The following is a 14,404-nucleotide window of genomic DNA, read 5'->3' as shown; positions in this document are numbered from 1 at the left end:
ATGGCAAAGAACGTCGTCGTCGTCGGCACCCAGTGGGGTGACGAGGGCAAAGGCAAGATCGTCGACTGGCTGACCGACCATGCGAAGGGTGTCGTGCGCTTCCAGGGCGGCCACAACGCCGGTCATACGCTGGTCATCGGCCAGAACGAGTACAAGCTGAACCTCGTGCCCTCGGGCATCGTGCGAGAAGGCGTGGCCTGCTTCATCGGCAACGGCGTGGTGCTCGACGCGCACCACCTGCTGTCCGAGATCCGCACGCTGGAGGCGGGCGGCATCAAGGTGCGCGATCGTCTGCGCATCAGCCCGGGCTGCCCGCTGATCCTGGGCTACCACAGTGCGCTCGATCGCGCGCGCGAGGCGGCGAAGTCCGCAGGCGACAAGATCGGCACCACGGGCAAGGGCATCGGCCCCACCTACGAAGACAAGGTGGCGCGCCGCGCGCTGCGCGTGTATGACCTGTTCGACCGCGAGCGCTTCGCGGCCAAGCTCAAGGCCAATCTGGAGTACCACAACTTCGTGCTGACCCAGCACCTGGGCGCCGAGCCGGTGGATTTCCAGTCGGTGTTCGACGAGGCGATGGCCGATGCCGAAGAGCTGCTGCCCATGGTGGCGGACGTCTCTGCCGAACTGTACGCGATCAACAAGTCGGGCGGCTCGCTGCTGTTCGAAGGTGCGCAGGGTACGCTGCTCGACATCGACCACGGCACCTATCCCTTCGTGACCTCGAGCAACTGCGTGGCCGGCCAGGCCGCGGCGGGCTCGGGCGTCGGCCCCAGCCGCCTGCACTACGTGCTGGGCATCACCAAGGCGTACTGCACCCGCGTCGGCGGTGGCCCGTTCCCGACCGAGCTCGACATCGAGACCAAGGGCGTGCCCGGCGAGCAGATGTCCACCAAGGGGCGCGAGTTCGGCACCGTGACCGGGCGCAAGCGCCGCTGCGGCTGGCTGGACCTCGCGGCGCTCAAGCGCTCGATCATCATCAACGGCGTGACCGGGCTGTGCATCACCAAGCTCGATGTGCTCGACGGGCTGGAAGAACTCAAGCTGTGCACCGGCTACATGCTGGATGGCAAGCGCATCGACCTGCTGCCGATGGGTTCGGAAGAGGTGACGCGTTGCGAGCCGATCTACGAGACCATGAAGGGCTGGAGCGGCACGACCTTCGGTGCGCAGAGCTGGGACGCGCTGCCGCAGGAGGCGCGTGCCTACCTGCATCGTATCGAGGAGATCTGCGAGATTCCGATCGACGTGATCTCGACTGGCCCCGAACGCGACGAAACGATCCTGCGTCGTCATCCGTTTGGCGCCTGAGCGTCGGTTCGAAAGCTCGCGTTGGCCGCTGTCTGGCCGCGCCTGCTTCGTGATGGAAGCGGTGTCGTTCGTGCGCAGGGTCGCCCCAGGTGACCCTGTTGCCGGGGGCGCCGCTTCCTCGTTTCCGGCCAGCGTCGTGCGTGCTGCGGCAATGTCCGATTCAGCGCTGGCGGCACGGGCCGGCACGAACGGCGGCGTAAACGAAAAAAGCCGGCTTTTAGCCGGCTTTTCCCTGCAACTGGTGCCCAGAAGAGGACTCGAACCTCCACGCCTCGCAGCGCTAGTACCTGAAACTAGTGCGTCTACCAATTCCGCCATCTGGGCAGGGAGGCGCATAATAGCAAAGGTTTCTGCGCCTGCAAAGTCTTTCTTCGCCACTTCGCTTGCGGTGGCGGGTATCGGCATCGTCCGTGGAGGCGAGTGCGTTGCGGATGGCATGCGACAAACCAACGGACAACAAAAAAGCCGCTCCGAAGAGCGGCTTTCCTGTGAAACTGGTGCCCAGAAGAGGACTCGAACCTCCACGCCTCGCGGCGCTAGTACCTGAAACTAGTGCGTCTACCAATTCCGCCATCTGGGCAAGAAGACGCGCATTATAAGCACTGAAAGAAGATTGTCAATGACTCGAAGAACGAAAAACACCCAAAAGAACACCACGCCGACCAAGCGCAATGCCGCAGATCGGGGCGCTGCGCCTTCAGCGGCGCGCCAGACCGGCAGGGCCGCCGCGCCGGGCGCCGGGCGCAGCCGCGCGGCGCGCAAAGCGGCAGCCGCGCACACCAGTGCGATCCGGCAGGCCGATCCCTTCCACGAACGCGAATCGCAGAAGTACGAGCAGCCCCTGCCCAGCCGCGAATACGTGCTGCAGGTACTGGCGGAGCGCGGCGTGCCGATGCCTTTCGCCGAATTGGCGGACGCACTCGACATCCAGGCGCACGAACGCGAACACTTCGACCGCCGGCTGCGCGCCATGGAGCGCGACGGCCAGATTGTGCGCAACCGCCGCGACGCCTACCTGCTGCCGGCGAAGGCCGACCTGATCAAGGGCCGCGTCGAGGGCCACCCGGACGGCTTCGGTTTCCTGCGCCGTGACGATGGCGGGCCGGATATTTTCCTCGGCCCGCGTGAGATGCGCGAAGTGCTGCACGGCGACCGCGTCCTGGTGCGGATTTCCGGCCAGGACCGACGCGGACGCCCTGAGGGCAAGCTGGTCGAGGTGCTCGAGCGCGCCAACACGCGCGTGGTCGGCCGCATCATCAACGAGCATGGCGTGATGATCGTCGTGCCCGAGAACCGCCGCCTGGCGCAGGACATCCTCGTTGCCCCCGGCGGGCGCAAGAAGCCGGAACCGGGGCAGATCGTCACCGTCGAACTGGTGGAGCAGCCGACCAAGTTCGCCCAGCCCATCGGCCGCATCGTCGAGGTGCTCGGCAACTACGCCGACCCGGGCATGGAGATCGAGATCGCGCTGCGCAAGCATGATCTGCCGTTCGATTTCTCGGCGGAAGCCAAGGCCGAGACGCGCAAGCTGCCGGCGGCGGTGCGCAAGAAGGACTGGGCGGGCCGCGAGGACCTGACCCAGCTGCCACTGGTCACGATCGACGGTGAGACCGCCAAGGACTTCGATGACGCGGTGTACTGCGAGAAGCAGGGCAAGGGTTTCCGCCTCATCGTCGCGATTGCCGATGTGTCGCATTACGTCGAGGCGGGCAAGGGGCTGGACAAGGATGCCTTCGACCGCGGCAACTCGGTGTATTTCCCGCGCCGCGTCATCCCGATGCTGCCGGAGAAGCTCTCCAACGGCCTGTGTTCGCTGAACCCGCAGGTCGAGCGTCTGGCGATGGTCGCCGACATGGCGATTTCGATGACGGGCGACATCAAGTCCTACCGCTTCTATCCCGCGGTGATCTGGTCGCACGCGCGCCTCACCTACACCAAGGTGGCTGCGGCGCTGTACGACAAGGATCCGGTGGTGCGCAACGAACTGACCGATCTGCTGCCGCACCTCGAGAACCTCGACCAGCTCTTCCGCGTGTTGCTGAAGGCGCGCGCCAAGCGCGGCGCGATCGACTTCGAGACCACCGAAACGCGGATGATCTTCGACGACAACGGCAAGATCGCGCAGATCGTGCCCGAGGTGCGCAACGACGCCCACCGCCTGATCGAGGAATGCATGCTTGCCGCGAACGTGTGCGCGTCCGACTTCCTCGCCAAGCGCGAGCATCCGGCGCTGTACCGCATCCACGAGTCGCCCTCCGAGGACAAGCTCGCCAAGCTGCGCGAGTTCCTGAAGGAGTTCGGCCTCGGGCTCGGTGGTGGGGATGAGCCGCGCGCCGGCGATTTCGCCAAGCTGCTCGAGCAGGTCAGGGACCGCCCGGACGCGCAGCTGCTGCAGACGGTGATGCTGCGTTCGCTCAAGCAGGCGATGTACAGCCCGGACAACGTCGGCCACTTCGGCCTCGCCTACGAGGCCTACACCCACTTCACCTCGCCGATCCGGCGCTATCCCGACCTGCTCGTGCATCGCGGCATCAAGGCTGCGCTGGAAGGCGGTGAGTACCGGCCCGGCGACTGGGAGCAGATCGGCCTGCACTGCTCGATGACCGAGCGCCGCGCCGACGAGGCCACGCGTGATGTGGTCGCCTTCCTCAAGTGCTACTTCATGCAGGACCGCGTCGGCGAGATCTTCACCGGCAGCGTGTCGGCGGTCGTGTCCTTCGGCCTCTTCGTCGCCCTCGACGACATCTTCATCGAGGGCCTGCTGCACATTTCCGACCTGGGCAGCGACTACTTCCACTACGACGAGACTCGCCACGCCCTGCTGGGCGAGCGCACGGGCAAGCAATTCCGCCTGTCGGATCGGGTCAAGGTGCAGTTGGTGCGGGTCGACATGGCCACCAACAAGATCGACTTCCGCCTGATCGAAGGTCCGCTGGCGGTCGAGAAACCTGCCGCAGTGGCTGTCGAGGTCGAGGAGGCCGAGGCCGCCACGCCCCGCCGTGCGCGCAGGAAGAAGGCAGCCGTTGAAACGGTCGCGCTGGCGGCGGCTGCCGAGGCTGCACCGGACGTGGCGCCCGCCGTGGAGGCCGCCAAGCCGGCGAGGAAGGCGCGGGTGAAGCCTGCCGCCGCACCGGCCGAGGACGTGATCGCCCCGGACGCCACCGCGGCGAAGCCGGTGCGTAAGCCGCGGGCCAAGGTTCAGCCTGTGCCTGAGGCGGCGCCTGCACCTGTTACGCCGGCGCGCAGATCGCGCGCCAGGGCCGGGGCGGTAGTGCCCGCGCCGAAGGTGGCGCAACCGAGCGTGCTCGACGATATCTGGCAGAAGGCGGTCGATCAGGACGCCGCCGCGCAGAAGCTCGCGGCCGAAGAGGCGGCCAGCGTGCGGGCGGGCAAGAAGCGCAAGGCGGCGGAGAAGACGGAGGACAAGCCGGCGAAGAAGGCAAAGACGCCCGCGGCCAAGGCGAAGTCGAAGGCAAGCGCCAAGGCGAAGCCCGCGGCCAAGCCGGTGAAGAAAACCGCCGCGAAGGCGGCGAAGGCATCCGCGACCGCTGCCGAGCCGGTAGAATCGCGCGCCTCCAAACCGGCCGCACGTTCTGGCGGCAAGACCTCGACCAAGGGAACCCGCCGTGGCTAAAGCCCCAGAAACCGCCTCCACCCGTCTGATCTACGGCTTCCATGCCGTTTCTGCCAAGCTGCGCCACGCGCCGGATTCGGTGCTGGAGATCTTCCTGTCGGGCGACCGCAAGGATGCGCGCGTGCGCAAGTTCGTCGCCCAGGCGGAGGCCGCCGGTGCGCGCATCACGCCCAGCGAGGGCGACAAGCTCGACGCGCTGGTCGGCACGCGTCGCCACCAGGGCGTGGTGGCCAAGGTCGACGCCACGCGGCGCGACATCAAGCTCGCTGACGTGCTCGACAGCCTCGACGAGAACGCGCTGATCCTGGTGCTCGATGGCGTGCAGGACCCGCACAACCTCGGCGCCTGCCTGCGCGTGGCAGACGCCGCCGGCGCGCATGCGGTGGTGGCGCCCAAGGACCGTGCGGTCGGCCTCAACGCCACCGCGGTCAAGGTCGCCAGTGGTGCGGCCGACACCGTGCCCTACATCACCGTCACCAACCTGGCCCGCGCATTGCGCGAGATGCAGGAGGCGGGCGTGTGGGTGGTCGGCGCTGCTGGCGAAGCCGACAAGTCGCTCTACGAGATCGACCAGAAGGTGCCCGTGGCCTGGGTGCTGGGCGCCGAAGGCGACGGCCTGCGCCGCCTGACGCGTGAGACCTGCGATGAACTCGCCCGCATTCCGATGCACGGCAGCGTCGAGAGCCTGAACGTATCGGTCGCGAGCGGGATCTGCCTGTTCGAGGCGCGTCGCCAGCGCGGCTGAGCGGTTCCGGCGAGGCCTGCCTTTGGGGTAATCTCTCGCCCTTCGAGCTTCGGGGTGCCCGTGCCAGTCGCGGGAGAATCGGGAAAGCGGTGCAACTCCGCTGCGCGCCCAGCGCCGTGATGGGGATTGTCCGGGCAAGGTTTGCCCAGCCACTGGTCCGCAAGGACCGGGAAGGCGCCCGGACGAGATGATCCACAGCCGGAAGACCGGCCCCGAAGCGTATCGAGCAGCCGCCTGGTCGGCGGCTGTCCACTGCTCGACGACAAGGGGAATTTCATGAGCAGTCCTTCGCAGGCCGTCCAGGCCGATCCGCAGTTCAGCGCCGAAGAGCGCGCCGCCGTCTATCGTGCCATCCATACCCGGCGCGACGTGCGCGGCCAGTTCCTGCCCGACCCGATTCCGGACGAGGTGCTCGCGCGCGTACTGACGGCCGCCCACCATGCGCCGTCGGTCGGCTTCATGCAGCCGTGGGATTTCGTGCTCGTGCGCTCGCGCGAAGTGCGGCAGAAGATCCAAGCCGACTTCCGCGCCGCCCATGCCGAGGCTGAGCTGATGTTCGAGGAGGGCAAGCGCGACACCTATCGCAAGCTCAAGCTCGAAGGCATCCTCGAGGCGCCGGTCAACCTGTGCATCACCTGCGACCGCAGCCGCAACGGCCCGGTGGTGATCGGCCGTACCCACATCGGCGCGATGGACGTCTATAGCGCGGTGTGCGCGGTGCAGAACCTGTGGCTTGCCGCCCGCGCCGAGGGCCTAGGCGTGGGTTGGGTCAGCATCCTGCACCAGCAGACCTTGCGCGAGGCGCTCGGCATTCCGCAGGACATCGTGCCGATCGCCTATCTGTGCATCGGCTACGTCAGCCATTTCTACGACAAGCCCGAGCTGGAGTCGGCCGGCTGGCTCAAGCGCATGCCGCTGACCGAACTGCTGCACTTCGACGGCTGGCGGGGCAAGGCCGACGAGGCGGGCGGGCGTCTGGTTGAGGAAATCGGGCGTGTGCGGCCGATCCTGAAGTAGGGGCGTTGCGCGACCGGGCCACGCCCCGGTCGACCACGCGTGCGCGGCGGCGCTCGGACGCGCGCACGGCTCTTGCTTGTCTCCATGGGTGCGACTCCGTCGCGCAGACCCCACACCCCCGGAGGACGGCATGAAGACGGCGCTCGCATTCCTGCTCGCAGCGCGCCGCTGCGAAATCGACGATCTCGAACGGCTCGCGCTCAGTTGCGAGCTGGTGCAGGCGGTGAGCGAACTCGTGCACCAGCTGCAGCGTGAACGCGGCGCCTCGAATGTCTTCCTCGCGTCGGACGGCGCACGATTCGGCGCCCAGCGCGAGGCGCAGCTCGATGCCAGCCGGGCGGCGGAGGCCGAGGTGCGGGCCTGGCTCGACCGGCCCGAACTGGGCGGCGAGCGTGCCGGAGCGTCGGTGCTGGGCGGCGCCAGGCTGTTCACCCGCATTGCGCTCGCGCTGCATGCGCTCGATGCCTTGCCCGAGGTGCGCGCCGACGTTGCCGCTCAGCGCTGCCGCCCCGACGCGGCGACCGCACGTTACAGCGAGATCGTCGGCGCGCTGCTCGCGCTGGTGTTCGATGCGGCCGACGTTGCGGTGGACCCGGAGGTTTCACGGCTGCTGGTGGCGCTCTTCAACCTGATGCAGGGCAAGGAGTTTGCCGGACAGGAGCGGGCGCTGGGCGCGGCGTCATTCGCAGCGGGGCATCCGGCGGCCGATGCCGTGCAGGCCATCCAGTACCTGGTCGAGGCGCAGTCCCAGTGCTTCCGGCGCTTCGAGGCCTTCTGCGGCGTCGAGGTGCTGCGCCAGTGGCAGGCACTGCAATCCATCATGCCGCTGGCCGAGCTCGAGCGGCTGCGCCGCGTGCTGCTTGCGTCCGGCCCCGGGGCGCCATTGGATTCCGCCCGCGCGGAGGGCTGGTTCGCGTGCTGCTCGCAGCGCCTCGACCAGTTGCACGAGGTCGAGGTGGCGCTGGCGCGCGGCCTGGGCGAGGCCTGCGCGCGCAAGATCGCCGCGACGCGGGACGAGGCGCGCAACCAAGCGAGTCTGCTGCAGGCCTTGTCCGCCGCATCCGAGCCGCGGGCGCCGCTGGAGATGCTCATGGGCGGCGAGCTTGCCGACGAAGCGGTGCCCGCCCGCACGGCGCCAGGCGCCGAGCGGGTCGAGGCGCCGGGCGCCGAACCGCTCGGCCCGCGCCTGGGGCGCTCCATCGTCGATCTCCTCCACGCCCAGTCGCAGCGGCTGCAGGCCATGAGCGACGAGCTCGACGCGGCGCGCGCCGCGCTGGAGGAACGCAAGCTGATCGAGCGCGCCAAGGGCCTTCTGATGTCCTGCCGCGGCCTGTCCGAGGACGAGGCCTACCGCCTGCTGCGCCAGACGGCGATGAGCCAGGGGCGTCGCCTGGCCGAGGTGGCCGGCGCGACATTGGCGCTGGCGGATGTGCTCGCCAGACCCTGATCGGGGTGTCCGATCGCCGCGGCCCGCGGCCCCGACCAGGGTGGCGCGACATCGACGGCGGCGCACCACGGGCGTGCGAGGAGCGCGGCTGTTGCACTGCAGCAGTGCGTGCGGCATTTCCCTGAGTTTCGCGACGAATCGTTTCCAGGCCAGACAGCAAGCGGGTTTCGAGGCAATTCTCTTCCCTGGCACGCTTGATGCGTAAGGAAAGGCGAGGCTGAGCCAACGAGGGCTTGGCGTTCGAACAACCGACTCGAACACAGGACAACGGCGTCCATTCCCCTTCGCATCGTGCGGAGTGCGGGATGGGCGCCTTTTGCTTTTCCGCTTGCCTTTCAAGGAGCTCATCATGAAATCGCTCAAGACCGAAACGCCCGAACTGTCGCGCCGCGGCTTCATCAAGGCGGGCGCAGCCGCCGGCGTGGCCGCCCTGTTGCCCGGCCTGTTCCCCGGCGGTGCGTGGGCGGCCGGCTCGGACGCCCCCGAGAAAAAGGAGATCAGGGTCGGCTTCATCCCGCTGACCGACTGTGCCTCGGTGGTGATGGCCGCAGTCAAGAAGTTCGACGAGAAGTACGGCATCAAGATCATCCCGAGCAAGGAGGCGAGCTGGGCGTCGGTGCGCGACAAGCTGGTGTCGGGTGAACTGGATGCGGCGCACGTGCTCTACGGGCTGGTGTATGGCGTGCATCTGGGCATCGGCGGGCCGAAGAAGGACATGGCCGTGCTGATGTCGATCAACAACAACGGCCAGGCGATTTCGCTCTCGACCCAGATGAAGGAAAAGGGTGCGGTGGATGGCGCATCCCTGAAGAAGGTGGTCGCCGCCGGCAGCCCCGGCAGCTACACCTTCGCCCAGACCTTCCCCACCGGCACGCATGCGATGTGGTTGTACTACTGGCTGGCGGCCAACGACATCCACCCGTTCCAGGACGTCAAGGCCATCGTCGTGCCGCCGCCGCAGATGGTGGCCAACGCCCGGGTCGGCAACATGCACGGCTTCTGCGTCGGCGAACCGTGGAACCAGCGCGCCATCATCGACGGCGTCGGCTTCACCGCCGTTACCACGCAGGACATCTGGACCGACCACCCGGAGAAGGTGCTCGGCACCACGTCCGACTGGGTGGCGAAGCACCCCAACACCGCGCGTGCCCTGACGGCTGCCGTGCTCGACGCCTCGCGCTGGATCGATGCCTCGGACGCCAATCGCAAGGAAACCGCTGCGGTCATCGCGGCGCGCTCCTACGTCAATACCGACGTCGATGTCATCGAGGGCCGCATCCTCGGCCAGTACGACAACGGTCTGGGCAGGAAGTGGGCGGACGCCAACGCGATGAAGTTCTTCAGGGACGGCGCGGTGACCTTCCCCTACCTCTCGGACGGCATGTGGTTCCTGACCCAGCACCGTCGCTGGGGCCTGCTCGACAGGGACGTCGATTACCTCGCGGTGGCGAAGGCCATCAACCGCACCGACGTCTACAAGCAGGCGGCCGCGGCGGTCGGTGTCGCCGTGCCAGCGAGCGAGATGCGCAGCGCGACGCTGATCGACGGCGTGGTGTGGGACGGCTCGAACCCGGCGGCCTATGCCGGCGGCTTCAAGATCAAGGCCTGATGTCGTGGCCAAGGCGGAGGAACTCGAAATGACTGTCGTCGCAATGGCGGAGCGCAGCACGGGCCTGGCGCCCGCAAGCGGGACCGCGAGGGAAGGCGAGGCCGCTGGCGGCCGTGCCGAAGTCAAACCGATCACGCCGGCGGTCGTGGTGCCGAGCGGTCCGGGGTTCGCGGAAAGGGCGGGCGATGCCCTGCGCGCGCTCGCGGCCGCCCTGCTGCCGCCCATCATCGGCCTGGCCCTGCTGGTCGGCCTGTGGCACCTCGGCACGGCCAACGGCGGTGGCATCCCCACGCCGGCCAAGACCTGGGAGGCCGCGGTGGCGCTGTTCTCGGACCCCTTCTATCGCGAAGGGCCGAACGACCAGGGCATCGGCTGGAACGTGCTGGCCTCGCTCGAGCGCGTCGGCATCGGCTTCGGCATTGCCGCGCTGGTGGGCATCCCGGCGGGCTTCATGCTGGGGCGCTTCGCGGTGCTGTCGAAGATGATGAACCCCATCATCAGTCTGCTGCGCCCGGTGTCGCCGCTGGCCTGGCTGCCGATCGGCCTGCTGGTGTTCCAGCGCGCCGACCCGGCCGCGACCTGGACGATCTTCATCTGCTCGATCTGGCCGATGATCCTCAACACCGCCCAGGGCGTCACCCGCATCCCGCAGGACTATCTCAACGTCGCCCGCGTCCTGAACCTGTCGGAATGGAAGATCTTCACCAAGATCCTGTTTCCGGCCGTGCTGCCCTACATGCTCACCGGCATCCGCCTGTCCATCGGCACCGCCTGGCTGGTGATCGTCGCCGCGGAGATGCTGACCGGCGGTGTGGGCATCGGTTTCTGGGTGTGGGACGAGTGGAACAACCTCAAGGTCGAGCACATCATCATCGCGATCTTCGTCATCGGCGTAGTGGGCCTGCTGCTCGAACAGGCGCTGATGCTGGTCGCGCGCCGCTTCAACTACGAAAGCCGCTGAGCGCAGGAGACAGGACCATGAAGAAGACCGTTCAAATCCAGGACGTCGGGCAGAGCTTCGACACCAAGAAGGGCCGCTTCGTCGCACTGCGCGACATCCAGCTCGACATCCACGAGGGCGAGAGCATCGCGCTGATCGGCCACTCCGGCTGCGGCAAGTCGACGCTGCTGAACCTGATCGCCGGCCTCACCACGCCGAGCACAGGCGTGATGCTGTGCGACGGCCGCGAGATCGCCGGACCCGGTCCCGAGCGCGCGGTGGTGTTCCAGAACCACTCGCTGCTGCCGTGGCTGACCTGCTACGACAACGTCTACCTCGCGGTCGAGCGCGTGTTCGGCCGCAAGGAAGGGCGCGCCAGCCTCAAGCAGCGCACCCACGACGCGCTGGCGCTGGTCGGGCTGTCGCATGCCGAGACCAAGTTCCCGCACGAGATCTCGGGCGGCATGAAGCAGCGCGTCGGCATCGCCCGTGCGCTGTCGATGCAGCCGCGCGTGCTGCTGATGGACGAGCCCTTCGGCGCCCTCGATGCGCTGACCCGCGCCCGCCTGCAGGACGAGCTGATGAAGATCCTGTCCGACACCGGCGCGACGATGGTGATGGTCACGCATGACGTCGACGAGGCGGTGCTGCTGTCGGACCGCGTGGTGATGCTGACCAACGGTCCGGCGGCCACCATCGGCGAGATCCTCGAGGTGAAGCTCGAGCGCCCGCGCGATCGCCTGGCGCTGGCGCACGACCCGGACTTCGCCGAGTACCGCGCCGCGATCATGGAGTTCCTGTACCAGAAGCAGCTCAAGCACGCTGCCTGAATCCGCCCGACACGACGTTCGACCACTGGAATCGCCATGAAGAAACAGAAACTCGTCCTCGTCGGCAACGGCATGGCCGGGGTGCGCACGATCGAGGAACTGCTCAAGCTCGCTCCCGATCTGTACGACATCACCGTGTTCGGCGCCGAGCCGCACGGCAACTACAACCGCATCCTGCTGTCGCCGGTGCTGGCGGGCGAAATGAGCCTGCCCGAGATCATGCTCAACGATCTCGACTGGTACCGCGACAACGGCATCACGCTGCACGCGGGCAGCAAGGTGGTGAAGATCGACCGCGTCAGGCGCAAGGTCATGGCCGAGGATGGCACCGAGGCCGACTACGACCGCCTGCTGCTCGCCACGGGCTCGACCCCCTTCATTCCGCCGATTCCCGGCAACGACCTGCCGGGCGTGCTTGGCTACCGCGACATTGCCGATACCGAGGCGATGATCGAGGCCGCCGGCAAGTACCGGCACGCGGTGGTCATCGGTGCCGGCCTGCTCGGCCTGGAGGCCGCCAACGGCCTGATGCTGCGCGGCATGGACGTCACCGTGGTGCACATCGGCGAATGGATCATGGAGCGCCAGCTCGACCAGGCCGCGGCCGACATGCTGCAGGCCTCGCTCGAGGCCAAGGGCATGAAGTTCCTGCTCGCCCGCCAGACCGAGGCGCTGCTGCCGGCGCGCAACGAAGACGGTGACATGACGGCGCGTGTGGGCGCGGTGCGCTTCAGGGACGGCATGGAGATTCCCGCCGACCTGGTGGTGGTCGCGGCCGGTATCCGCCCGAACTTCGCGCTCGCCGAGTCCGCCGGCCTTTACTGCGGCAGCGGGCGGGTGCGCGGCATCCATGTGTCGGACACGCTGCAGACCGTCACCGATCCGCGCATCTACGCGGTGGGCGAATGCGTGGCCCACCGCGGCATCGCCTATGGTCTCGTCGCACCGCTGTTCGAGCAGGGCAAGGTGTGCGCCAACCACCTCGCCAACTTCGGCATCGGCCGCTACGAGGGCTCGGTGACCTCGACCAAGCTCAAGGTGACCGGCATCGACGTGTTCTCGGCCGGTGATTTCAGCGGCGGTGCGGACACCGAGGAAATCGTGCTGCACGACCGCCAGGGCGGGGTGTACAAGCGCATCGTGCTGCGCAACGACCGCATCGTCGGCTCGGTGCTGTATGGCGACACCGCCGATGGCGCCTGGTACTTCCAGCTGATGAGGGACGGGCAGGACATCCACGAGATCCGCGACCACCTGATGTTCGGGCAGAACAACCTGGGGGACGTCGGGCACAAGGGCGAGAACCGCGCCGCCAGCATGCCGGACAGCGCCGAAGTCTGCGGCTGCAACGGCGTGTGCAAGGGCACCATCGTCAAGGCGATCAAGGAAAAAGGGCTGTTCACGCTCGACGAGGTCAAGAAGCACACCAAGGCCGCTTCGTCCTGCGGCTCCTGCACCGGCCTGGTCGAGCAGATCCTCGCGTCCACGGTCGGCGGCGCCTACCAGTCGGTCAGCGCCGCAGACAAGCCGGTGTGCGGCTGCACCGAGCACTCGCACAAGGTGGTGCGCGAGGCCATCTTCGCCCACCACCTGACGACCAAGGAGGCGGTGTTCGAGACGCTGAACTGGCGCACGCCCAACGGTTGCGACAAGTGCCGGCCGGCCATCAACTACTACCTCATCTCGTCCTGGCCGCACGAGGCCCAGGACGACCCGCAGTCGCGCTTCATCAACGAGCGCGCCCACGCCAACATCCAGAAGGACGGCACCTACTCGGTCGTGCCGCGCATGTGGGGCGGGCTGACGACGCCTTCCGAGCTGCGCGCGATCGCCGACGCTGCCGAGAAATACAAGGTCCCCACGGTGAAGGTGACCGGCGGCCAGCGCATCGACCTGCTCGGCATCAGGAAGGAGGACCTGCCGGCGATCTGGGCGGACCTCAACGCCGCCGGCATGGTTTCGGGCCACGCCTACGGCAAGTCGATCCGCACCGTGAAGACCTGCGTCGGCGCCGAGCACTGCCGCTTCGGCACCCAGCTGGCGATGGACATGGGCGTGAAGCTCGAGCGGATGCTGTTCGACATGTATGCGCCGCACAAGGTCAAGCTAGCGGTGTCGGGCTGCCCGCGCAACTGTGCCGAGGCCGGCATCAAGGACGTGGGTGTGATCGGCGTCGACTCGGGCTACGAGCTCTACGTCGGCGGTAACGGCGGCATCAAGACCGAGGTGGCGCAGTTCCTGTGCAAGGTCGGCAGCGACGAGGAAGTCATGGAGTATGCCGCTGCCTTCCTGCAGCTCTACCGCGAGGAAGGCTGGTACCTGGAGCGCACGGTGCATTGGCTGGAGCGCGTCGGCCTGGAGTACGTGAAACGCAAGGTCGTCGAGGACGCTGACAGCCGCAAGGCGCTGCATGCGCGCCTGCTGTTCGCGCTGAAGGACGCCCGGGACCCCTGGCAGACCAGCCGCGAGGCCCGGGCGGTCAAGCAGTTCATTCCGCTCACGGTCGAGGCCTGAGCACCTGCGGCACACGAGGACGCAAACATGAGCAACTGGAAGCATATCTGCCCGCTGGACGAGATTCCGCCGCTGGGCGCGCGTGTGGTGCGGCGCCCGACGGGGGGCGACATCGCGTTGTTCCGTAACGCCGAGGACGAGGTGTTCGCGCTGCACGACAAGTGCCCGCACAAGGGCGGGCCGCTGTCGCAGGGCATCGTCCATGGGCGCAAGGTCACCTGCCCGCTGCATGGCTGGAACATCGGTCTCGAGGATGGCCAGGCCGTGGCGCCCGACGTGGGGCACTGCGGGCGCTTCGAGGTCAAGGTCGAGGACGGACAGGTGTGGCTCGCCCTCTGAGGGCGGCCCGTCCGACCC

The 14,404-nt window shown here is 67.7% G+C and carries 10 protein-coding genes, 2 tRNA genes and 1 riboswitch; of the genes, 10 read left to right on the top strand and 2 right to left on the bottom strand.

Going from position 1 to position 14,404, the window contains the following annotated elements; all coding sequences use genetic code 11:
- On the top strand, positions 1–1,311 hold the full coding sequence (locus CGK74_RS16055) for an adenylosuccinate synthase (RefSeq protein ID WP_094269424.1): 1,311 nt from the start codon (positions 1–3) through the stop codon (positions 1,309–1,311).
- Between the two features lie 239 nt (positions 1,312–1,550).
- On the opposite strand, the gene CGK74_RS16050 is transcribed toward CGK74_RS16055, so the two are convergent.
- Positions 1,551–1,635, bottom strand: a tRNA-Leu gene (locus CGK74_RS16050).
- 171 nt (positions 1,636–1,806) lie between these two features.
- Positions 1,807–1,891: transfer RNA gene (locus CGK74_RS16045), tRNA-Leu, on the bottom strand.
- Positions 1,892–1,930: 39 nt separating this feature from the next.
- Between CGK74_RS16045 and rnr the strand changes: the two genes are divergently transcribed.
- From rnr to nirD, 9 genes are all read left to right on the top strand, one after another.
- Complete coding sequence (gene rnr, locus CGK74_RS16040; RefSeq protein ID WP_094269423.1) at positions 1,931–4,945, top strand: ribonuclease R; 3,015 nt, start codon at positions 1,931–1,933, stop codon at positions 4,943–4,945.
- Complete coding sequence (gene rlmB / locus CGK74_RS16035; RefSeq protein ID WP_094269422.1) at positions 4,938–5,690, top strand: 23S rRNA (guanosine(2251)-2'-O)-methyltransferase RlmB; 753 nt, start codon at positions 4,938–4,940, stop codon at positions 5,688–5,690. The genes rnr and rlmB overlap by 8 nt, the downstream gene beginning before the upstream one ends.
- A gap of 35 nt (positions 5,691–5,725) precedes the next feature.
- A riboswitch (cobalamin riboswitch) is annotated at positions 5,726–5,919 on the top strand.
- A 47-nt stretch (positions 5,920–5,966) separates the two neighbouring features.
- Positions 5,967–6,707 (top strand): 5,6-dimethylbenzimidazole synthase, encoded by a 741-nt coding sequence (bluB, locus tag CGK74_RS16030; protein ID WP_094269421.1) that lies wholly within the window; start codon positions 5,967–5,969, stop codon positions 6,705–6,707.
- Between the two features lie 130 nt (positions 6,708–6,837).
- On the top strand, positions 6,838–8,154 hold the full coding sequence (locus CGK74_RS16025; protein ID WP_094269420.1) for a nitrate regulatory protein: 1,317 nt from the start codon (positions 6,838–6,840) through the stop codon (positions 8,152–8,154).
- 349 nt (positions 8,155–8,503) lie between these two features.
- Complete coding sequence (locus CGK74_RS16020) at positions 8,504–9,763, top strand: CmpA/NrtA family ABC transporter substrate-binding protein (protein ID WP_094269473.1); 1,260 nt, start codon at positions 8,504–8,506, stop codon at positions 9,761–9,763.
- Positions 9,764–9,806: 43 nt separating this feature from the next.
- A complete protein-coding gene (gene ntrB, locus CGK74_RS16015; RefSeq protein WP_094269472.1) occupies positions 9,807–10,724 on the top strand; it encodes a nitrate ABC transporter permease in 918 nt (305 codons plus the stop codon).
- A gap of 17 nt (positions 10,725–10,741) precedes the next feature.
- Positions 10,742–11,533 carry an ABC transporter ATP-binding protein gene (locus CGK74_RS16010; protein WP_094269419.1) on the top strand — a complete coding sequence of 264 codons (792 nt, stop codon included), beginning with the start codon at positions 10,742–10,744 and terminating at the stop codon, positions 11,531–11,533.
- Positions 11,534–11,569: 36 nt separating this feature from the next.
- Positions 11,570–14,047, top strand: a complete 2,478-nt coding sequence (nirB, locus tag CGK74_RS16005; protein WP_094269418.1) for a nitrite reductase large subunit NirB — start codon at positions 11,570–11,572, stop codon at positions 14,045–14,047.
- Between the two features lie 27 nt (positions 14,048–14,074).
- Positions 14,075–14,386: a nitrite reductase small subunit NirD gene (gene nirD / locus CGK74_RS16000; protein WP_094269417.1), complete on the top strand. Its 312-nt coding sequence runs from the start codon at positions 14,075–14,077 to the stop codon at positions 14,384–14,386.
- Positions 14,387–14,404: the final 18 nt, after the last annotated feature.

This window comes from Thauera propionica (assembly GCF_002245655.1).
GTDB classification, from domain to species: Bacteria; Pseudomonadota; Gammaproteobacteria; order Burkholderiales; family Rhodocyclaceae; genus Thauera; species Thauera propionica.
The sequence above is the reverse complement of the archived record's forward strand: the minus strand, read 5'-3'. Positions and strand labels throughout refer to the sequence as shown.

Excerpts from the sequence above, each read along its gene's own strand:
- CGK74_RS16055 (WP_094269424.1), top strand. The coding sequence starts at position 1 with ATGGCAAAGAACGTCGTCGTCGTCGGCACCCAGTGGGGTGACGAGGGC.
- rnr (WP_094269423.1), top strand. The coding sequence starts at position 1,931 with ATGACTCGAAGAACGAAAAACACCCAAAAGAACACCACGCCGACCAAG.
- bluB (WP_094269421.1), top strand. The coding sequence starts at position 5,967 with ATGAGCAGTCCTTCGCAGGCCGTCCAGGCCGATCCGCAGTTCAGCGCC.
- CGK74_RS16025 (WP_094269420.1), top strand. The coding sequence starts at position 6,838 with ATGAAGACGGCGCTCGCATTCCTGCTCGCAGCGCGCCGCTGCGAAATC.
- CGK74_RS16020 (WP_094269473.1), top strand. The coding sequence starts at position 8,504 with ATGAAATCGCTCAAGACCGAAACGCCCGAACTGTCGCGCCGCGGCTTC.
- ntrB (WP_094269472.1), top strand. The coding sequence starts at position 9,807 with ATGGCGGAGCGCAGCACGGGCCTGGCGCCCGCAAGCGGGACCGCGAGG.
- CGK74_RS16010 (WP_094269419.1), top strand. The coding sequence starts at position 10,742 with ATGAAGAAGACCGTTCAAATCCAGGACGTCGGGCAGAGCTTCGACACC.
- nirB (WP_094269418.1), top strand. The coding sequence starts at position 11,570 with ATGAAGAAACAGAAACTCGTCCTCGTCGGCAACGGCATGGCCGGGGTG.
- nirD (WP_094269417.1), top strand. The coding sequence starts at position 14,075 with ATGAGCAACTGGAAGCATATCTGCCCGCTGGACGAGATTCCGCCGCTG.